Source organism: Sulfuracidifex tepidarius (assembly GCF_008326425.1).
Lineage (GTDB): Archaea > Thermoproteota > Thermoprotei_A > Sulfolobales > Sulfolobaceae > Sulfuracidifex > Sulfuracidifex tepidarius.
Genome location: NZ_AP018929.1, coordinates 318,445 through 339,483 on the forward strand (window position 1 = coordinate 318,445; position 21,039 = coordinate 339,483).

General features: G+C 43.4%; 20 protein-coding genes. 8 read left to right on the top strand and 12 right to left on the bottom strand.

Annotation, left to right across the window (positions count from 1 at the left end; genetic code table 11):
• Window positions 1–74: 74 nt before the first annotated feature.
• From IC007_RS01540 to IC007_RS01580, 9 genes are all read right to left on the bottom strand, one after another.
• Window positions 75–1,883, bottom strand: coding sequence for a cbb3-type cytochrome c oxidase subunit I (locus IC007_RS01540; RefSeq protein WP_149528893.1), 1,809 nt, complete (start codon window positions 1,881–1,883; stop codon window positions 75–77).
• An 80-nt stretch (window positions 1,884–1,963) separates the two neighbouring features.
• Entirely contained in the window at window positions 1,964–3,790 is a 1,827-nt protein-coding gene (locus tag IC007_RS01545; RefSeq protein ID WP_149528251.1) for a hypothetical protein, read from the bottom strand.
• Between the two features lie 219 nt (window positions 3,791–4,009).
• Window positions 4,010–4,612 (bottom strand): DUF1404 family protein, encoded by a 603-nt coding sequence (locus IC007_RS01550; protein ID WP_232048962.1) that lies wholly within the window; start codon window positions 4,610–4,612, stop codon window positions 4,010–4,012.
• On the bottom strand, window positions 4,603–4,800 hold the full coding sequence (locus IC007_RS01555; protein ID WP_054846314.1) for a hypothetical protein: 198 nt from the start codon (window positions 4,798–4,800) through the stop codon (window positions 4,603–4,605). Before IC007_RS01555 ends, IC007_RS01550 begins: the two co-directional genes overlap by 10 nt.
• Before the next feature lie 206 nt (window positions 4,801–5,006).
• Window positions 5,007–5,807: a hypothetical protein gene (locus IC007_RS01560; protein ID WP_054846315.1), complete on the bottom strand. Its 801-nt coding sequence runs from the start codon at window positions 5,805–5,807 to the stop codon at window positions 5,007–5,009.
• 32 nt (window positions 5,808–5,839) lie between these two features.
• A complete protein-coding gene (locus tag IC007_RS01565; RefSeq protein ID WP_054846316.1) occupies window positions 5,840–6,295 on the bottom strand; it encodes a hypothetical protein in 456 nt (151 codons plus the stop codon).
• On the bottom strand, window positions 6,292–6,495 hold the full coding sequence (locus IC007_RS01570) for a hypothetical protein (RefSeq protein WP_054846317.1): 204 nt from the start codon (window positions 6,493–6,495) through the stop codon (window positions 6,292–6,294). Before IC007_RS01570 ends, IC007_RS01565 begins: the two co-directional genes overlap by 4 nt.
• A gap of 265 nt (window positions 6,496–6,760) precedes the next feature.
• Window positions 6,761–7,720 carry a CBS domain-containing protein gene (locus IC007_RS01575; protein WP_084739829.1) on the bottom strand — a complete coding sequence of 320 codons (960 nt, stop codon included), beginning with the start codon at window positions 7,718–7,720 and terminating at the stop codon, window positions 6,761–6,763.
• Between the two features lie 9 nt (window positions 7,721–7,729).
• A complete protein-coding gene (locus tag IC007_RS01580; protein ID WP_149528252.1) occupies window positions 7,730–9,547 on the bottom strand; it encodes a 4Fe-4S binding protein in 1,818 nt (605 codons plus the stop codon).
• Between the two features lie 351 nt (window positions 9,548–9,898).
• Here IC007_RS01580 and IC007_RS01585 point away from each other — a divergent pair, with 351 nt between their 5' ends.
• From IC007_RS01585 to IC007_RS01605, 5 genes are all read left to right on the top strand, one after another.
• Complete coding sequence (locus IC007_RS01585) at window positions 9,899–10,492, top strand: cupredoxin domain-containing protein (protein ID WP_054846319.1); 594 nt, start codon at window positions 9,899–9,901, stop codon at window positions 10,490–10,492.
• Between the two features lie 10 nt (window positions 10,493–10,502).
• Window positions 10,503–10,754 carry a hypothetical protein gene (locus tag IC007_RS01590; RefSeq protein WP_054846337.1) on the top strand — a complete coding sequence of 84 codons (252 nt, stop codon included), beginning with the start codon at window positions 10,503–10,505 and terminating at the stop codon, window positions 10,752–10,754.
• Window positions 10,755–12,353 carry a DOMON domain-containing protein gene (locus IC007_RS01595; RefSeq protein ID WP_174861565.1) on the top strand — a complete coding sequence of 533 codons (1,599 nt, stop codon included), beginning with the start codon at window positions 10,755–10,757 and terminating at the stop codon, window positions 12,351–12,353.
• The gene (locus IC007_RS01600; RefSeq protein ID WP_054846320.1) at window positions 12,334–13,311 is read left to right on the top strand and encodes a hypothetical protein; all 978 of its coding nucleotides are present in this window, start codon (window positions 12,334–12,336) and stop codon (window positions 13,309–13,311) included. Before IC007_RS01595 ends, IC007_RS01600 begins: the two co-directional genes overlap by 20 nt.
• A gap of 116 nt (window positions 13,312–13,427) precedes the next feature.
• Entirely contained in the window at window positions 13,428–14,963 is a 1,536-nt protein-coding gene (locus IC007_RS01605) for a hypothetical protein (protein ID WP_054846321.1), read from the top strand.
• Between the two features lie 278 nt (window positions 14,964–15,241).
• Here the strand turns inward: IC007_RS01605 and IC007_RS01610 are convergent, their stop codons facing one another.
• Window positions 15,242–15,841 (bottom strand): zinc ribbon domain-containing protein, encoded by a 600-nt coding sequence (locus IC007_RS01610; RefSeq protein WP_054846322.1) that lies wholly within the window; start codon window positions 15,839–15,841, stop codon window positions 15,242–15,244.
• A gap of 417 nt (window positions 15,842–16,258) precedes the next feature.
• Between IC007_RS01610 and IC007_RS01615 the strand changes: the two genes are divergently transcribed.
• Complete coding sequence (locus IC007_RS01615; protein ID WP_054846323.1) at window positions 16,259–17,080, top strand: tetratricopeptide repeat protein; 822 nt, start codon at window positions 16,259–16,261, stop codon at window positions 17,078–17,080.
• A 163-nt stretch (window positions 17,081–17,243) separates the two neighbouring features.
• Here IC007_RS01615 and IC007_RS01620 read toward each other — a convergent pair whose 3' ends face one another.
• A complete protein-coding gene (locus IC007_RS01620) occupies window positions 17,244–17,591 on the bottom strand; it encodes a DsrE family protein (RefSeq protein WP_054846324.1) in 348 nt (115 codons plus the stop codon).
• A gap of 300 nt (window positions 17,592–17,891) precedes the next feature.
• Here IC007_RS01620 and agl3 point away from each other — a divergent pair, with 300 nt between their 5' ends.
• Window positions 17,892–19,055 (top strand): UDP-sulfoquinovose synthase, encoded by a 1,164-nt coding sequence (agl3, locus tag IC007_RS01625; RefSeq protein WP_054846325.1) that lies wholly within the window; start codon window positions 17,892–17,894, stop codon window positions 19,053–19,055.
• 270 nt (window positions 19,056–19,325) lie between these two features.
• Here the strand turns inward: agl3 and IC007_RS01630 are convergent, their stop codons facing one another.
• Window positions 19,326–20,501 (bottom strand): MFS transporter, encoded by a 1,176-nt coding sequence (locus IC007_RS01630; protein ID WP_054846326.1) that lies wholly within the window; start codon window positions 20,499–20,501, stop codon window positions 19,326–19,328.
• 194 nt (window positions 20,502–20,695) lie between these two features.
• On the opposite strand from IC007_RS01630, the gene IC007_RS01635 reads away from it, so the two are divergent.
• Window positions 20,696–21,022, top strand: coding sequence for a hypothetical protein (locus IC007_RS01635; protein WP_054846327.1), 327 nt, complete (start codon window positions 20,696–20,698; stop codon window positions 21,020–21,022).
• Window positions 21,023–21,039: the final 17 nt, after the last annotated feature.

Consider the following 21,039-nt stretch of genomic DNA (forward strand, 5'->3'; position numbering starts at 1 on the left):
GGAAAATAAGTAAAAAAGATTATATATTATTTGAACTTATTTCGAAATGAGACTGTTTATAAGTTACCTTTTCCCTAAACATCTGGCTTTAACCTTGAAGTCCCGTCCTCATGGGTTGTCTCTCCTCTACCAAGGGCTATCTCTCTTCCGTCTGCCTCTGCTATCTTTGCCTCTTTCATGTTCACAGACCCTCCCTGAACTACTCCTGAACCGGACCGTGTGATTTCCCTCTCCGTCTCCGTGGATATTTCCCTTATCATTCCGTCGGCTGGAAGAGCAAGAGGCATGTCTTCTTCCTTGTACCCTTCCCTCCTCATTCCGAGTCTCTCTAACGCTATGACCTGAACAGCCCACATCGGGATATCAGTCTCCTTTACTTTCTCGCCGTAAAGTAGAGTCAGGATCAAGTTGTATGCGAACAGTATTGTAGCGAATCCCGCAAGCCATCCCCCTATCATTGCCATTTGATAGTATACTTCATAGAACGCAGGCCAAGCTACTTCCCTTCTGATCGCACCGTAAAATCCGGCTATGGCGAAAGCTGTAACGAGAAGCCCCATTCCGCCCTGCCATCCCCAGAAGTGTAACCATCCTAGCTTTTGACTATACCATTTCCTTCCCCAGAGTTCAGGTCCTACAACGTAGAGTACTCCCAACAGACCTCCGACCGAGTAAAGTGCTAGCATTATGTGGAAGTGGCTTGGAAGCCACAGTGTGTTGTGAACCGTCGGATCTACGCTCGGAGTAGGCTGTGTGGGCTCCGCTTGTATACCTCCTATGATGTTCCATATTGCAGCTGCATATATGAAGGCAAGTCCAACATCCCACTTCAACTTTCTTGGGTCTCCCAAGGTTATGAAGAACAGCAACCAGAGTGCTGCGAACGGTATCGCAATGAGGGCAGTGGAAGTCTGAGCGAATATGTCCCTAAGGATCAGAGGCCAGGGATCATCGACCAAATGGTGGACGTAAACACTGGCTCCTAGTACGAAGAGCACTGGTATTAACCACCTTGTGAACCTCACGCTGTATACGGGTCTCTTAGCGTACAGAGGTATAATTGCTATTATAGCTCCAGTCAAGGTATAAGGTGCGAAATAAACTAGCGGATGATCCGCAAACCAGAACAGTCCCTTCCATATCTCTGCATTGGGTACTCCGAAGATGTTGATTCCAAGCCCTCCTATCGGTGACATGAGACTCCAGAGAGTGTCAAGGAAAACCGATATGTTTGCTAGAGCCATCATGATCATGTCCATTACTATGAATCCCACAGAAGTTGGTATTAGCCTTCCAGGAATTCTTCCAAGGAAAGATGTACCCAGTACGGATACCATCTCCATCCATTCTCCTATGACCATAACGATGTATCCTATGTACCAAGTGGGCGATGCCTTCAAGGGATTCAGGAAGGTAAACAAATACTGATTCTCTACTCCTCCCAAGTTCATCATGAAGAGTCCTATGGTAGCTATCCACAGTCCAGCGTTAGCTATTTTAGGCCACTTCACAAGTCTAGAACCGTTCAGCGCAGGTATCATGTAGAAGGATACTGCAAACACAGTGGAGAAAACCGAGCCGAATATCATGTCCATAACGTGGTTCGTCATAGACTGGAAATAATAGTATGGAGCGATTACCACAGGAACGCCGGTTGAGGTTAACCCAGCTTGACTCCTCAGGAAGAGAGCGAACGCACCTCCTATGAAGAGCCACATTACCGCAAAAAGTACGTTCTTGATGGCCAGCATCCTATAGTCCTCAGTATAGAACACTTTCAGGATTGCAGACCTCTTAGCTTCTCTCTCCTTTACTTGATCGTACTCAGAAGCCCATTTTGAGAGCTTTTCGTAATCCCTTCTATTCAGTTCCCTAGCAGTCATGGCTAAGTAAATTATCTTGAGCAAAATATTTAAAGTTTTATATCAAATTATTTATTAAAAATAAGTTAAAATTAAATAAGTTATAAGTTATTATTGTTATTCTTGATAGGAGTTTCCAGCTTACAGTTCCTGTTTCTAACAGCGAGAATCAGAGCTAACAGCAGGAGGGCATCAGAGGACAGTGATACTATGAGTTCATCTGAAAGTGTGAACAGTGCCGATATTCCAAGTGACAGTGAGACAAAGCCGAACACGTAAGTTGAGAGGAAACATGCAGGACAAACTCCCAGAGCGCCTAATCCTAACGTATAGATGTTCCCTTTGTTTCTTGACTGTTTGAGCAGTGAAATCATGTAGCCTCCCATTATGGAGACTCCTATCACTTGAAGTAACTCGATGGGATTTACGTATATTCCCGCAAATGGAGGAAGGTAAACTAAGAAGGAAGGATCAAGCATCGGAACCCCGAAGCTGAAGAAGTAAAACGTTGGATAGGTGAACCCTGAGACCCCGAAGTGTACCAAACCTCCTAATATGCTAACCAAAGCAGCGTAAATTAAAGAGTAAATCGCTAGATCTCTTCTTTTTACCTTCGGTAGCGTAAACTTAGACTTTATCAACTCGTAGACCCCATACGCAAAGGTTATTGATCCCCCGACCATGATGGATGTAGATATAATCGTCATAACAGTCAGGAAGAAGTAATCGAACCCGTTGTAATCTACGAAATAATCAGCGTGAGTTGTAAAGAAGGCTATTTGAGTCACCAAAGCGATGACTCCCAAGGAAATCCACGTGAGCCCTTTTCTCTCTCCCTTATTCATGAGCCTCACCGTGACTAGGGAGGACATGTTCTTCCTAATGTACCTGAGGTAATAGATCCCTGCGAACCACGCTATCGGTGTTCCTGCTATCCAAGAGAATACCCACATTTGAATAAGATTTCCGGCGCTGAAATTGAAGAAAGGTAACGGATAGCCTATGATCAGGGATATCGGACCAGGCATTATCATGGTCCAGGCTAAGGTGTGCATTATGCCCAGTTTGGCCCATCTCTGCATGTCCTGGAAACCTAAATTCCCCATGAATCCAGATAGGAGCGAGATCGGTATCAAATCAAGGCTAGAGTAAAAGTGAGGATAGAAAGCTATCAACAGGAACACAAGCAAGGCTGAAGGTAAAAGGAGATACTTTGATCTGAACTTCAAGAGTGTTGATGCTATTCCGCCTGCGAACGTGAGGGCAATGATTTTCACCAAGGAGAAGGAAACTGTAGTAGGAAGGAAAACTGAGAATATCGCGAGTCCTAAGATTAAAATGATTCTCATCCCCTTGCTGAAGTTCACCTTAATGTCCCTTCCGGATACCTCAGAATAGAGCACAAATGAGGACAACGACAGGAGGAACACCGCTAGAGCTACCAGACCCTCCGATAAAGTGTCCATGAAGGCTATGGACGACAGGAAAGGAAGGGAAGAAGTTGCAGACCCTATAAGCGCTGTGAACAGTTCACACGAGCAAGATAAAGAAGTCGCTATCAAACCTAATGAACCCGCTATGGTTCTTTTCGCTCCGGCCCTAATCATAGAATAATAAAACACGTACAAGACTACGTTAGTTGAGACCAGAAGCGAAAGAACGAAGGAAATTATCAAGGATAAAGGCGTCATAGCCCACGTAAAGGAAGACGAATTCAATGATAGGAAAGGACCCCAAAGGGGAAAAGGCATTTGGGACGGATTAGCGGGGGGAGAGTTGCTCACAATCAGCCCTAAACCTGGAGGAGAGGCAAAGTTGAAGAATATGAGCAGTCTATCTGCTATTTGATAGAAAAAGAAATAAGAAAGGAAAATGGTGAAAAAAATATAACGATATGGCTTTGCCTTGATTACGTCAAAAATTTCCATTTACTCACCCATCTCTTGTTTCGCAACTTGAAGCGGGTCGACTTGAGGATCCTTGTCCGCCTTAACGATTAGCAAGATGAACACTACAGGGTAAATCACAGCCATCAATAAGAATCCGATTGCCCATAGGTCGGCCTCACTTTCGAATATTGCCGTGGTTGATCACCAATTAAAACTTAATTAATTACCTTTAAAAAACTTACCTAAAAAAATTGTAGCTTAAAATAAATCAAGGTCTTTTAGCCACTTCACCATGTAGAAAGTTGAAGGTGCGAAAGCCATGGCAAACAGGAAGTATGCAGTGTCCGTGAACTGCTGGAGGGAATACGAACTGTAAAGATTGGTGTTGTAATAAGCTCCAAGTTCTAGAAATATCTCAGCCATGCTAGCCATCATGCTGAATAGCGAGAACATGGAGATGCTCTTCCAAGTATTGGTCATTCCGTACCATCCAACTCCTCCTATTACTCCTGCCACCAGGAAGGAAAGTAATTGTGCTGTCCTCATTATGCTTGAGATCACTGAAGCATCGAAAGGCCCGGGGAAGTACCAGTACGATATTATCACTCCAGCTATTCCCCAAGCTAAGACCAGCCCTCTCGTGGAGAAATTGAACGATAAAAGACTCTTCATTTTCCCTTGTCTGAAGAGGTAATCAGCTATCCAGATTCCGATTAAACCGGCACCCCACACTAAGGTCATATCAAACGAGAACCTCACTATCTCAAGCTGTGATGCTAGTATCAGTGAAGCTGGGTTCACCGAAGCTACTATCATTGCAATTCCTATAAAGAGGTATGGTTTCTTATCTTTCAATTCCACAACCCCGCCAGGAGACCACCGGCGACTAGGACGGCCCCCGAAATGGGAACTAAAGCGACCAGTGCGTCGTCTCCGTAGAGGGAGTAAGGCAAGGTGAAGACCAGCATGATGTCCGCTATCCACATGCTAACTCCTATACCCGCTATCACTGCACCTATCACTCGTCTTGCAAGTCTAATTCCAGCCATTGTGGGTCAATTTAAAGATTAATAAAACCTATTTAAAAAACTTTTTATGCTTGATTTCTCATTATTTTAAATAATTTTATTTTTATGAGTTATCTCCTCCTCTGTGGCCTTATCAAGCCTGGATTTATGAAGAACGTATAGATAATGCTTAAGTATCAAATAAAAATTTTTTACTTAGTAATAATGTAAAAGACCTTTTTGTTAGACTAGCGACTCTCCTTGACGATCTTATCGCTAATCTCCTTTTTACTGGAAGAGAAGATAGAATAATAGTAATATATCATAGAAACTGACAAAGAAATTCCAAAGGGAATCCCAGTTCCTAGAAAGGTCGAAACGATTCCTATCCCTATGAGCGCATACAGTACTCTCCATGATGGTATTGACGACGAAATCATTCCATAACCTAGGAACGCTATGTCAATGAAAATGGAGTAATATCTCCATAAGGGAACTTGAAGTAGGGTTGGAGGCATAGCCGTCACAACAATGACCGGAAGGAGGTAAAGGGGAAGCTTGTTTCCTGAAAGTCCATTCAGCTTGACTAGAAACAAGAACAACATCTCCGTCATCATAGGGTAAAAGAACCAAACGCTGTTCAGTGATGAGTCGATACCTTGAATGGGGGAAACGAACTTCCCGCTCTCAGCTAGTTGAAAGGTGCTCCCCATGAGAATCTCGTCTATGACTATCGATAATGAGATTAAAGGAAAGATTCTCTTGTCCTTTATAGGTCTTGAGAGGTTATCCACTACAGAGAAGAACGCTGCCAGCGCAATGATCATAGATACCATGTTTATGCCAACTCCTATTCCCAAGGAGAACGTGGAGGGATTATAGAGGTAAATCATGGCACCTACGAACATGGTAGCCATCATTAACATGAAGAACTCCGCCATGAACACATGAGTGTAAGTTTGCATTTTCCTTTCGACAAAGTAAATCACTCCTATAATGGCCAATACCATGAGGGATGCAATTACAACAAGTGTTACAAGGGATACCATGTTTTAAATGTAATTTTCATTCTTTTAAAAATTTAACTTATATTAACTTGAAAATAATTTCCATCGCTGAAAACTAGAGTGTAAACTCCAGGGGATAACTTGACCGGGATCACTATAGTCTCCTCACCTATGAAGACCTCTCCTTCCTTCATGAAACCCGTTGACAAGTCGCCCTGATCGTTAATGACCTGCTGTTTCACATAAACGTAATTGATGTGGATCACGTTGGTGGAATTCTCTATGCAAGAGAGGTTCAAGCCTTTATCGTTTTCGTTGTTTATAGTTAACATTATTCCCGTGACGTTCTTTAGGTGTCCACTGGTTCCGTCTGAGGAGTAAACGCATAACGGGAAAGTCCCGTAGCTGGACTTGGCCACTTGAACCTGCTGTGGACTCACCAGGGACTGAATCACGGGATAAGTTGTAAGAACTATTCCAATTATTGCGATGGATGAAATCAAAAAAATTACTATTTTCTTTCTGCTCATTTCTTAAATACCCCACCTATCATGACTAGAGCTAGACCTACTACGTTTAATGACATCCCAAGGTAATCCGCCCCAGCGTAGCTGAAGGCGAACGCAGTGGGATGGTTCATGAACGAGAATCCATAGCCTACTAACAACAGTATTCCAATGGCTATAACTACTGCTCCAGCCAAGATAGGCCCCCACATCTTTATGTTCATAAACTAAAACTCTTAAGCCAGCTTTTAAAAAGTTTTCTTTTTTAACTAATATACTGTTAAAACTAAAAGAATATTTTATAATATTGTTTACTAAATCTTTGATCTAATCAATAATTGCTCTAGATTATTTAGCTAACTATTTTACTGTGTCTACCGTTAATAGTGTTAAATACTTGATTGATTCTAACCTTATTTTAAGATTATGGAAAATTATTTATACTTTTCTGTCTTCATTTTAAGTTTCGTATATCTTTCTCTTACTCTTCTAGGGAACATGCACCCATACATTACGAGACGTTATTTCCTTTGTGCTTAGGAGCAACAATTTATCCTTTTGTCTCACTGGCACATGTCTCACATTGTTCTGTATCATGTATCCTATGACCTCGTGTAATGGGTCGTCACTTTCGAAATGCTTGAGCCTCCTGGGCTTGACGTGATCATCCTGAGACTTTCCATCCGCGAATCCCTTGGTTATGTCCCTGATAGATACTACACCGTCTCCTACAATGGTAGCCTTAATTCTGTTCCTCATGAGGACGTCGTAGACTTGGGCATATGTAGAATCTACAGGAAGAGTTGGAACTTCCAAAGCGTGCGATCCAGCTTTATCCTCTTTCTTGACGCTTCTGAGCTTCAAATCCTCACTAAACGACGTCACAGACATTGACCTCAATGCGTCCCTAATGGAGAACATCCCCACCATGGAAGACCCTTCGACTACAGGGAGATGTCCTATATTGACACTGTTCATTATGTAGAGAGCTTCATCTACGGTTGATTTACCCTGTGTTGTTATTGCCTCCTTTGAAACTTCTTTAACCATTGTGTAACCTGAGAACCAGCCGTTCAGAATATCAGTCTCAGTGACAATGTAATTCCTTATCATGAGAGATCCTATTCCTTCCTTCTCCATAACCTTCGAGGCTTCCCTTAAGGTCGAGTTGTCGTTTATCGTTATCAATCTCCTTGACATGTTTCTCCTCACTCTGGACAGTGTTACTCTGGCCCTTTCTGAAACGTTGACACCGTAATTTATAACGTTGATGCATGAGTAAGGGCAAGCCCTTTCACAAGCTCCACATCCAGTACAGTCTTCCGGTCTGACCAGTTCAGCTAACCTAGAGTCAACGTTAACTTCTATTGCCTTAGCTAGGGCGCACGCTCTCTCGCACATGAAACACCCTACGCATCTGTCTACGTCTATGTATACAATCGGTTCCATGGACATCACCTAGAATGGAGGTTGTGCTTGAAGGGGATTGTAGAGGAGGTTTCCTACCAAGGGATTGTAGAAAGGCAAACTAGGAGACGCTGGAGAAGACATCCAGTATGTTATTATCATGAATACGATTCCGAAACCGAGTACCAAGGAATAGTAAGTTTTCTTGCTCACCCCATCCGCTTCGCTCAAGCTTCTCGAAGCCCTCATGCCAAGAAAGGTTCCGAAGACTATGATGAACTCCATGAGCGGAAGAACCCACCACTCTGCAGTAGCGTTAATCGGATTACTTCCCAGGGAATGAAGTACTCCTCCCCAGAAAGTCGAATAGATCCCTTTACTAGTGAGTCCTCCTCCCATGGGGTCTGTGATTTCATTCATTATCAACAGAGCTCCCCCCATGAGTTTGGGCAGGTTCCTCGCTAGAATCGTCGAGGCAAATATCGGTATCAGGGAATAGGACAAGCTTGTGAAAGCTAACTTGAAAGGAACAACCCTTTGAGCCCTCGCGGCCATGTAAACTACCACTATAGGTATTACGTTTATGACGGCGTAGTCTATAGGGTTCGGATAACCGTCATTAGAGTATCCATACCTTGATAGCCCTGGGGTCAACGCTTTAGACAAGTACGCCCACCCCATGAAATGGTTCAGCCATTGATCTATCATCGTATAGATAGGTAACGCATTCACGAACTGGAATAGGACAACTCCAAGCAATATGAGAACCGATAATCCGAGATCGAATCTCTTTCTACTGGCGTTAAGGTCGCTCAACCACGGAAACCTCTTGACGTTCCAATCTATGTTATCGTGAGGACACGCCTTGTAACAGTCTGAGGCTAAACCACACATAGGAGCAGTTTCCTTACTTCCTGGTGAAGCAAACCAAGGGCATCCGTGGCTCTCCTGGTTTCCCTTCATGCAATCCTTTGTAGTGCACGTCCTGCATTTCTCAGGATCCTTAGCTCTGAAAGTACCCAACGGAGAAATCATGGTAGTTAGTGCCAGAGGAGCACTCAGGGGACACATAGTCCTACAGAAAGTCCTATCCTGAAAGACGAGAGTAATGAAAAGCTCTAACGCAGCTATGTATATCAGGACTACTGAAGTTAACTCAGGTATACCCGGACCGCCGATGTTATAGAACTCCTCCACCCACGTGAGAATTGAGAACCCTATCGCTGAGTAAAGGATAGTAGAATACTTTAGAGGCCACCTCAGGTTGAGTCCTAGTTTTCTCCCTATCTTCCATGGATGTCCTCTGTGAAGCCATTCAGCCTGCCCGCTGAAAGGACAAGTTTGGCACCAAGTCCTCCCGTTTGCTACCCAGGTCAATGCCCATAACAGGGGAAACCACAGGAACCAACTTATGTCGGAGGCGAAGTTGACCAAGCTTATTCCTGCAGGGTCAATTCCTTGATATCCGACAATGCCCACTACCATCACTACGTAGAACACCAAGAAGCTCGGAAATACGATCAAGAAATGTGCCCACTTCTTCTTGAAGAACTTTCCCAACTTGCCTTGTAACATGGATGGCTTATGTTCGCATGTTTCCCTCCTCAAGGTAGCTCTTGACCTCGATGGTGCAAATATCCACGAGTTACTGTTCGATTTCACTGTCAAATCCAAAGTCAGGTTCACTCCCAGTATGGTCAGTGCAGTGGTGAAAACTAACATGCCTGACTCGATCATCAACACGTTGCTCAGTAAGGTTGAAATCCAAGTGAACAAACCTGCAAAGATTGTGAATATTGCAGTGAAAAAATTGAACTTTCTTTGATGATTTTTTAATCTATTTAAAGATTTATATTCAACTTTCTCCATTTTATCACCATATTTATGAAAAATTTATACTGTTTATACATGACAGGTCCTATCGGTTACTGATGATTACAGTATAAAAAGATTTCGATACTTTATTAATTTACCTTAATAATGATTATAAGTATTTTTTTGACTAAAGTCTAAGAAGGATCTAGTTCTACGTAAAGTTTTGAAGAGACCGCAGAACCCAGTTAAAGTAAATAAAGTGAGAACCTGCAAAATCTTTTACTTCAGTCTAAACAAATAAAGAAAATTTCTTTTATTTTTTTAAACTAAACAATGTAAACATGTTTTCATAAAAAACGCAAATCTTTTTAAGAACAAGTCCAACGTTTATCTTAAGGTGAAAAGGTGAAAAGAGGAACAGTAATAGCTCTATTTTTCGCACTTGTTATAATAGCGGCGTTATCTCTAGAAATACAATATAGCTCGTATGATTATATAGGTTACAATCCCACTAATAATGCAGGTGAGGGGGTTGTCCACGCTGCTTACGACAACGCACTGGGTTCTTATAAAGGGCCTTACGTGGTAATTTACGTAGAGGCTCAACAGTGGCACTGGGACTTCAATCCTCACCAAAGAACTAACACGAATATGACTGTAGTTCCAGTTGATGAACCAGTGCTGTTCGAAATACACAGTGTGGACGTCTTCCACGAGTTCTTCATTCAGTCAGCTGCAAGCAATTTCTCCCTAGGCTTCAACTTCGGTGCTGAGGCAGTACCGGGATATTATTCTTACATTGTGTTAGTATTTCCTAAACCAGGCTATTACCATGTTGCATGTGCTGAGTTCTGCGGACTTGCAGGAGTCGGTCTAGGGCATTCTTGGATGGTCGGTACTATATATGCTACTTCAAATGCAACTTTGGCTAGCGAAATAACAGGAGGGGTAATGCCTACAGGCCAGTGGGATCCCCACGTGGTTAACGGTACAATTTGAGGTGATAACGATGAACGGAAATAACTTTCTAAAATTCGTATCTATAGGTCTAGTTGTGGTTGGAATAATCCTAACAGTGTTCGGAACTACTACCTATATTTACCCAAGAGAACAGTTCGATGTGAACGGAATGATAGAAATAACTGGGAACAGCACACCCAATTATTTTGTCAATTTCATAGGACTAGCTATTCTTCTTTTCGGAGTGGGTGGTTTGATATCAGTAGTAGAATTACAAAGAATTGGAAAAGGGGTGGCGTAAATGGCTAACGGATACACGAAACTTTTGGCTCTAGGAGCTTTAGTTGTAATAGCAATACTTCTAGCTTCTTACGGTGCAGACTTCGCTCTCAACTCTGCCGCACAAGCTTCCAGCACTGTAACTGCTTACTACGTTCCTAATGCGTCTCCAGATCTAGGATCCCCCGGTTCAGCGTCTTTCTGGAGCACAATCCCTTGGACTAGTGTTCCTTTAGTTCCAACTATACCAGTTCCAGGAGGAATCGCAGGACATACCCATTTCGTTTACGTCAAGGCTGCGTGGACTTACGTTGATGGTACACCTTACATAATGATATTAATGAAGGCTAGGAATCACGGGTACATTTCCTGGATGGCGTGTGCAGAGAGGACTCCTAACGGGAGAATATGGCAGCCCTTCTCCGAACTTCCTGCTGGTTGGTGGGTAGTGAACGTGTCCTACACGGAGAGCAACGAAAGTGTGGCTTCGTTGAGTTATATACCACAGTCTCAACAAATACAATACCCACCGGGACAAGCTCTAGGTAACCCAATTCAGATCATAGTGCTTAACGAGAGCGGAAAGCTTGTAGGAGAGATTTTAGGTGCAATAGGGCCTAAAGGAAACCCCTTGAATAACGGGAACCCAATCATGATAAAGTCGCTCAGCTTGAACTACAGCGGAACTATGATAACTTCACTATCACAATTCGTAAAGATGGGGCTCAATGGTACTACTTGGGCCCAAGGAGCTTACAATGAGTTTTATCCTGAGGACACGGCGAAGTATGTATCTCTGTTCTATAATTCCACTTATATGTATCCTGAGAGGTTCGCTATTCTATGGTCCCTCGGAGGAGCACCGAGTCAATGGTATCAAGTAGCATACACACCTCACATGATGCCCGGTACCACGGGTGCTATATCTGCAGGTTATGATGAGCTTTGGGTTCTTAACGATAATCCAAGGGCAAACAACACTCAAGACTTTGGATATCCCGGTCCTACTCTGTTCAGCAGAAACTCAACGCCTCCCTACACACATTACGCCTCTTACAGAGATCCGCTCAACTTGGGATATCTCCAGAACCAGGGGTTAATAGCAGACGCTTATGTTAATGGATCGTCAATCTACTACATTGGAGGAACTCCATTCGTAGGATTCCCATACCTTAACAATCCAGATTACAGTGCATGGAACCTCATGAACGGAAACTATAACGCCTCTAAACTCTGGGATCCATCTATAGTTGCTACAGGTTTAACATACAAGAACACACAGACAGGGACTTACTGGTACGCTGAGTTCGTAAGGACCTTCTCTACCGTTGGAGTCTCTGACGGTCAGGGTATGTCACATTATCAAGTGCAACTATCTCCTGGGAAAACGTACCACGTAGCATTTGCAGTGTTCCAAGGAGGTGCAGGAGAATCTGTTGACTTCAAGTCCATATCGTTCTGGTATAACCTCTACATACAGCCGGCATCTTCGTCGTCATCCTACGTTCCTCTACTACCGTTGCTCGTATCTCTTGCTATAGTTCCCGTCATTCCCGTGGCGATGAAGTCTCTGGGATTCTCCTTCATAAGGGCGTTCAAGAATGAGAGAAATAAATTCTAATTCTTTTAATATATCCCTTTTTTTATCCGTTTACATTATAGCACAGTTTCTAGAATTATTCTTTAATAGAGAATTTCTTGTCTCAGTTCTTCCTTTCGGGCTCGCCGGAATCTCGGTAACTACGGTAGAGCCTTACCTACACTTCGCTTATGTGGTAGGAGGAGCTTCTTACGTCATTCTCTTGATCCTTCAGCCGGTTCTCCTAGCCTACTCTGTAATCTACCTCAAGGGGTGGGGTAGGGCTCTCTTAACTTCAGTCTTAGCTTCTACCGTTGGTCTAGACTTGATTCATATCGCTGTAGGCATAAACAACACTTCTTTCAATGTGCCTTATATCTTTTCACTGATTTATGTTGCTCTCATTGTAGCGTCGAGCTTTTACCTAGTGGAGAAGAGCGGTAGAAGGAGTATCTATCTCCTCATGGTTCCGGACGTCATAGCGTTTTCCTTCCTCTCCTTCGCGTGGATGGATCAGATGGTAGGAAACTCCATCGCTGGAATCATATCGGGATATAGCGGATTCATTCTCGCCTATGCGGTAATTTTTGCCGGAGCGTCATTCGTCATAATGGAGAGTAAGAAGACGAGTTGGAAGAGTGTTATACCCTTCTTCTTGGTTGGTGCATTAGTGTCGATAGCTACCGTGTTAAACATCATACCTGGGTGGGGCTTCGCTATTGGGGTAGCTTTCCCTTACATATTCGGAATTTTAGGAGTTACTGACTGGATGCCCCCGGTGATTTTCTTCCTGGCGTTCCTCACCTTGGGAGTAGCCATTGGCTTGAGGAAGAACGACTACCCACTCTTCCTCGGATCTGTGTCACTTATGGCAGGAACTGTGATTTTCGACTCAATACCATTGACAGTCTACATGTTAGCCCCTCTAATGGCATCACTTATTATGATGATATCGAAAGCTAACATGGAGAAGAAAGCGGAAGTTCAACTCTCCAAATAGATCCTCTTCCTTTCTTTCAATTCTACGCTTAAAATGGGTAAAAGCTTAAATCCATTTATTTTAGGCTTTTCATAATGCAAATTAAAAAAAGTATTTTATTATATATATTGGTAATTATGATCGTTGTTGCCGCTGTTGCAGGTTTTTTAATAGGTGAGAGGGCAACAACGTCACCTCAAGCTTCCACTACTATTGTTACTTCGTCTACAACTTCCACAGTAACTGAAAGCGTGGGATATATAGGAGACCCGCCCGCCAGTGTAGGAAACGGAGAAGATTACCTGATTAATCCCGTTTTCCCTGCGCACACAATTGCGTCACAGTACGGTTACGTAACTTACGGGAACGGAAGAGTCTTCATAGGAGGGCTGTATTCGTCGGGAAACGGATACCTTGCAGGGGCTAAGGGAGCTGCCGTCATAGCTTCCATGTTTGCAGGTCAACCTCTAACTTCTTACGATTATTATTTGTATATCACAGCCCCGTCTCCTATAAACGTTGGAGGAGCAGTGAAGACTGATTCCGCTACAGTGATGTTCTTAGCATCCATGCTGGGACAGGAGTCCTATCTGAACAAATCAATGTACTTCCTAGGCGACGTTGGTCTGGAAGGGTATATGTATTCAACAGGAGTAGTTTATCAAAGGATAGTGCAACTAAACCAAGGCGGGATATACTATCTAGTTGTCCCTAAGATGATGGCCTTGGCTGAAGGGCAGAACTATCAAATGGCGCAAGAGTATGCTAAACAACACAACGAAACTCTGTACACCGTCTGTGACATACCTCAGATCTATGAGATAGAGACGTCCCAACAAGTACCCCAAGCTCACGGATATATCGATTTTCAGGCAAACCTGAGCTCAGGTTATGAAGCTATGGTCCAAGTATATAACGAGTTCTACGCTCATGCTAATTCGTCTGAGAAAGGAAAAGCGAACCAATACTATCAAGAAGCCCAGAAGCTTGCATCTGAAGGAGACTACTTCCAGTTCTACGTCCCTAATAACCCCATGGTGATGGCGTTGGAGAGCGTGTATAACGGTTCCCCTATTGGACTCATAAACGAAGCAGAGACCCACGCAGAGGAAAGTTATAATTTGTGGGCAATAGAGACCTCAGCTGAGGCTGAATACCTCTATCATGGAAACCTTAGCGACATGATGGACTCTATAGCGTGGGCTGGTCTCAGCATTTCACTGAGTGCAGGGCCTACCATAACTCCCTATGGCTTATACCAAGGAGTCTACAACGCGTACGTGATGGACATGTATGCTGCTGAATACTATGACGCTATAACGGGTTCCTCTTACGGTAATGTGAGCCTCCTGACCGACGTGATGAATAACCCTAACCTACTTTACGATTACGGTTTCTTAGCGAACTACTATGCCACACTAGCTATGAACCTGAGCAATTACTTCATTAAACAGCTTAACTCTACGGCACAAGGAATTGTGGAATCTTCTATACAACATTACATGGAGAATGAGGTCTCGTCCTTACAGAGTCAGGCTGCATACTTTGATGGACCATCCTTAGTCGGTTACATATTAATGAACGATGGAAGCACCTATTCACTGTATCATGCAATGCCTTTCATCAGAATGAGCGAAAACACCGAAGAGCTAACATGGTACAATGCAGTATAGGGGAAGAAGACTTTTCTTTCTTGAAAACATAGAGAGGAAAGATCTCATATCATTTTTCCCTTTCTTTTTAAAATGTGTAGGACGACTTTATTTATCTCTAAGCCTAAAGATTTTTCCCTTAATTTAATGAATGAATCAATGTATATGCCTTTCTTTACTCATTTAATTTATAAAATAGAGATACATAGAAGGAAAAGAAAACAGAACTTTACTCTATTTCTCTCGATTACAAAATCATCATCAAATTAATGAAAAAAGAAAAATGCATATAAATAGCGTTAGAAGAGCCTGTACCCGCAGGATGGACAGAACCTAGCATTAGGTGGTAAAGGAGATGAGCATGAAGGGCATGTTGACTGACGGTATGGCTGTTGATAGGATGGTTGATAAGGGTTTTGCTGATAAGGCTGCTGATAAGGGTTTTGAGTTCCGTAACCGTAAGGGTTATTGAACTGCTGATTGCTGCCGTAAGGGTTATTGCCGTACATGTTTACCTGTCCAGAATACACAAGCCTTTCTATTTCACTCATAACTTGTCTCTCTATCTCCAAGTTCCAAATCTCTTCAATTCCCTCGACTACAGCAAGAGGGGTTAAGACTAGGTACGCTATAACGTCTTCTGCCACGTCAGTGCCTACTATCCAGTCAGCTAAACCTATGTTGACGTTCAAAGATCCCATCCCACTGCTCATCCTTACGGTGAAAGCCCTATTAGCTCCAAATATAGTCCTCAGGATCCCGGTCTTCTTAGCTTGAACCACGGCAGAGTTCCCGCTTACGAAGTTCTGAGTGTGGTAGCCTTTTCCCTGCAGATAAAAATCTATGCTTTGAGCCAAGGCTTGGAGGTTAACATTAACTCCGTTGAATGTCTTGTCCATGAGTACCTTTCTGCTCTGACTATAATTTATCTCTATGGGTTCTTAAAATTTAGCTGTAATGGGAGATTCAATCCGGAGCGCTTCCTTGTGCACTTCTTTGTAAAATCAATGACTTTCGCTGAGGAGATCATGTTACGATTAGGTTTACATGCCTCAAAGGGAATAGTTGAGAGATGAAGGAGATCTTTAAATAAGACAACTTGTTTATCCCCGAGCCTGTAGCCGAAACTGATACCCCACTCAAGAGTTGAAACCCTTTTAACACACTGATGATGCGTTCTAGGAAGGAAGAAGGTCGTTATAAAGAAAAGTGCAAAAACAAAAATTAATATAGGTTGTCCTAATCAAAAATACGCAACTACATATGATCTCTCATCATCAAATGATATTATATAGCATGTAAATAGATTAATTTGCATGGACATTGCATATATAGAGGATCTGGTCTATTACGGGAAATACGACGTAGCTCTACCCTTGATTCTAAGGGAAGAGAAAGAGGAGAAGTCGGCAGAGCTGGAATTCTTGAAAGGCATTTGCCTCAGAGAGACAGGGGACCCCATCGGAGCTATTTCCTGTTTCAAAGAAGCCGAGTCCATGGGTATGGAGAACAGGAAGAGGCTCTACCACGAAATAGCTTGGACTTACCTTAAGATGGGGAAAAGGGAAGAGGCAATAGAAGCGCTCAAAAAGGTAGAGGACCCTGAAGTCTTGGTGGAGGAAGCCGAGATTTTCGAGGAGTCGGGAGACGTGAACAAGGCAGAGGAAATAGTAGATTCTTTGCTGAGCTCTTCACCGTCCCTTAATGCATATCTCAAGAAAGCACAGATCATGGTGAGGCGTGGAGACATGGACGGGGCAATAAAGTTGCTCAGGGAGGTGAAAGACGAGAGGGCTGACGTAATAGCTAACTTCCTCGAGATAGTTTCAGGGAGATCGAGCTCCATGAAGGGAAACGAGAATTTTCTACCATACGTTGTAGGACTGTCTATCTCTTACGCTATGAGGGGAGAGCTTGATAAAGCAGAGGACGAGGCTAAGAGGGCAGTCTCACTCGATCCTTACTCTCCTCTTTTGCACACAGTTTACGGGGTAATCCTCCTCCTCCGCGGTAAAGACGGGGACGACGAGTTAAGGAAGGGAAAGGAATGGAGGGAGCCCTCTTACATGAAGGAAGGAATTAGCATGGAAGGAATTAAGTTTCTAATTGACGAAATGATGAGAGACTTGGTCGGCTGACCTAGACCTGGTGACATGTAGTGTCAGCCAGCTTATAAGTCATGGAAAGAGAGACGTTGGTGAAAGTTTGCAAAAAGATGGAATCGGGAGGGTTAGAGAAAAATAGTAAAGGAAAAATCCACACAATACTAAATGAGGAGAAAAAGCTAATGAAAAAAGTTTCTTAGAAGTTAAGTACTTCGTATCCCTTAGACACTAAATCAGCTAGGACTGGTCCTATCATTGTCACATTGAGTGTTTGAACTTGCTTTAACTTATCAGTTATCTTCATACTATCTCCAACTACTTGGCACGCCATTGGTTTCTCCCCTAGATCTGAGAAGTTCTTGATCATATCCATGATCTCCTTGTCGTTCTCAGCTATCATTTGTTCACTAGGACCGAAGAACATGACCTTTATGTCATCAAAAAGGTGTTTCTGTTTCCCTACTACTGCTAGGTTTAGACCAGCTAACACTTTGGCTTTCTGGTCTTTACCCGAGTTTATCATGATGAGGATATTTTTTGCCATGCAAAGGAAATGTCTTGGACATTGAAAAAGTATCTTATCATGAATATGGCTAGAAAAGCTCTTTAACTAGCTTACGTAAATTATTAGGTCATTAAAATTAGATTTCACGGTAAAAATAGAGGATTTGGATACTTAACTGAGAGGTCTGTAAATATTAAAGTGAACAATATGAGACTTCAGAACAGTTTTTTATCTGATAACGGCATAGAACAATAGAACAAACAGAGTCCTTTTGATTCCCTCGAGTATTTCCATGCAAAAATACCTTTCATTTTTAAGCTAGTGTACAATCAATAACTCATGAAGGTAATAGTTTTCGGAGGAGATGGTTATTTAGGATGGCCGCTGTCATTGAGGTTAGCTTCCAGAGGGCATGAAGTCTTAATAGTTGATAACCTTTTCACCAGGAGAGCTGTCACAGAGGTAGGCTCCGACTCGGCCTTTCCCCTTCCGTTACCAGACAAGAGGGTTGAGAACGCAAAGAAGGAGTCCGACGTGGAGGTTTCCTTTCAGACAGGGGACGTACGCGACTACGAGTTCGTTGAGGACATGATAAGGGAGTTTAAACCCGACGCAGTGGTGGACTTCGCTGAGCAGAGGTCCGCTCCGTACTCCATGATAGACGTTTATCACGCAGTACACACCGTTGAGAACAACGTGAGAGGGACCATCAACCTGATATACGCGATCTCAAAGGTCAACCCAGACATACATTTCCTGAAAATGGGAACCATGGGAGAGTACGGAACACCTTCTTACCCCATTCTTGAGTCCCCCGAGGTAGAAGTTGAGATAAAAGGGAAGAAAGGGGAGGTCATGTTCCCCAAGAAAGGAGGGAGTTACTACCACTGGAGCAAGGTGTTCGATACTTACTTGCTTTACTGGTCGCTGAAGGACTTAAACGTGCTGTCCAGAGTCACCGACATAATGCAAGGCCCGGTTTACGGAACGAGGACTGAAGAAATAAAGAGCGAGGGAGTTAGGACTAGGTTCGACTTCGATGAGGTGTGGGGGACTGTAGTGAACAGGTTCTGTGTCGAGGCTGTGCTAGGTATGCCTCTCACTCCTTACGGCAAGGGAGAACAGAGGAGAGGATTCCTTTCCCTCGAGGACAGTATGAGGGCGTTAACGGCTCTCCTTGAGAACCCTCCAGAGGGATACCGCGTTGTGAATCAGATACACGAGGTATACTCGGTGAACCAGATAGCGGAGATGGTGAAGAAGGCTGGAGAAGACCTAGGTATGTCAGTTGAAATAGAACATGTTAAGAACCCTAGGGTAGAGGCCGAACAACATGAATATGACGTGGAGAGCAAAGTTCTGCCTTCCCTGGGGGCAACTCCAGTGAAGAAGATGCAAGACGAGGTGAAGTTCATGATAGAGGACTTGCTGCCTTACAAGGATAGACTATCGAGGTATAAAGGAGCGATCTTACCTAGGACGGACTGGAGGAAAGGAAGGTAACAGTAGAGGGGATAAGAAGGAGGGAAAAATCTAGTGCGTGTGAGTGCATAATAACAAGAGACATGTTCCTCTCTTCTATCTATATTTCTACACACAAAATGATTTTTTCTCCCATCTATACTTGTTCAACTAAAAAGGGAGAAGGCGTGAAAATGAGAAAAGAGCTGTTATTATAAAATTGTTATTATAATATAGAAAATAATAACAATAGTAACTATGATCACAATGATAATAATAGCAAGAAAATAAAAATAGTAACAAGTCTTCCCTTTAATGATCGAACTCTGCTTCCTTCACTTCCTCAGTTATCGCCTCAAGCTCCTTCCCGTTGACCTTCCTGCCTTTGACGAGCATGAACCCCGAGATCATTGAGACCAGACCCATTAACGCTATTGCGTAATACGGTGACGTGCTGTATGCCAGGGAAACTAGGAGAGGTCCCACGGCACCGCCTAAATGACCTATTCCGTCAGCTATTCCCATTCCCAAGCTCCTTACCCTAGTGTTCAAGTTCTCTGACGTGTAAGCGTACATCGTGGGGAACTTGAACCCTTGGAAGAACATGGAAATGAAGCCAGCAACCAGGAAGGGCAACCCTGAGAGGAAAGCCCAGGAGAGGATAGCAACTCCGCTTAGAACGTTGCTAAAGGACGAAGACCATTTCCTCTCTATCCTGTCGTTAAGAATTGAGGACAGAGTAACACCTAGCGGATCGCCGTACAGAATGTAAGTGAAGTAAAGGGAAGAGTTAACGAAGCCTTTCCCATCTATGATCGAGAAAATAGTCCCTGAGAACAAGGAATATCCGGCAAAGTAGCTGAAGAACCACACTAGAGTGAAATAAATGATGGACTTGCTTATTCTGACCTTCTCACCCCTTGTCTTGTTCCATCTCTCGCTCTCGGGTAAGGTAACCCTGAACACCGCCGAGAACAAGGCCATGGAAAGCCCCGCGAGGAAGAGCAGTCTCCAGTAACCACTTCCGAGGAAGATCGCTACTGGCCCGACCACCAGTGTCATCAGGAAACCACCTAGGTTTACAAGTCCAACCGCCCTGCCCCTGAACGAAGCTGACGTCATCTCGCTCACGTAAGAGGGTATCACAGCGACCTCCCCCTCTATGCCAAACCCAATGAGTAGTTCCGCTATGGATAACTCCAGGAAGTCCTGAGATGAAAGCCCGATCAGGGAACCTATTGCGATTATCAGCATTGTTAAAACTAACCCCTTCTTCCTTCCGAGGTACGTTGAGACCAGCCCGTTAGTAGCACCTCCCAGAAAGTACCCTATCATCTCCGTAGTCAAAGGTAGGTTAGCTACGGGAGAGGAAGAAGGCACGTGGAACTGTTGAGCAGAATAATCGATTATGTAAGGAACGTTAAATATATCCCAGAACGAAAGGGACGTTCCTACAGAGAGTAAAGCCAGTTGTTTCCTTGAGAGCATGACTGAGTATATACTGTTTAAATAATTTAAACTTAGCATGAGTGTGGTTTCATGACTATAATTTATTTTTCTAAGATGAAAAATTTTTTACACGTGTTTGGTAGTTAACGTCAATGCTGGAACCCGAAAAGAGGTGATAGAGTACGACCCTTCTTGAGATATTCACTTATTAACCGAGCTTGACTCTATTTTTTATGGATGTCTGTAAGGTAAAGGAAGTGTATATAGTAGGGATTCCCCATGTAATAGCAGGGTACCTCCAGGACGTGGCGGTAGTGTATAACAAGGGAGATAAGTGGATAGCTCAGAAGGCAGAACATTTTAGGACTAACGATAAGGAAGTATCTTCCGTGTTAAAGAACGTGATGTATGCAACTACAGAGGACGATTTCGAGGAGGGAATAGAGAGGGCAGTCTCTCAGGGGGCTAGAGTCCAAAGGATAGAGGTTAAGAAATGGAACCTGCCTTTCCCTAAGAACTTGGTGGAGGGTAAAGTCAAACTTCAAAAGGAAGTTGACTGATACGCGATAAAAATTAT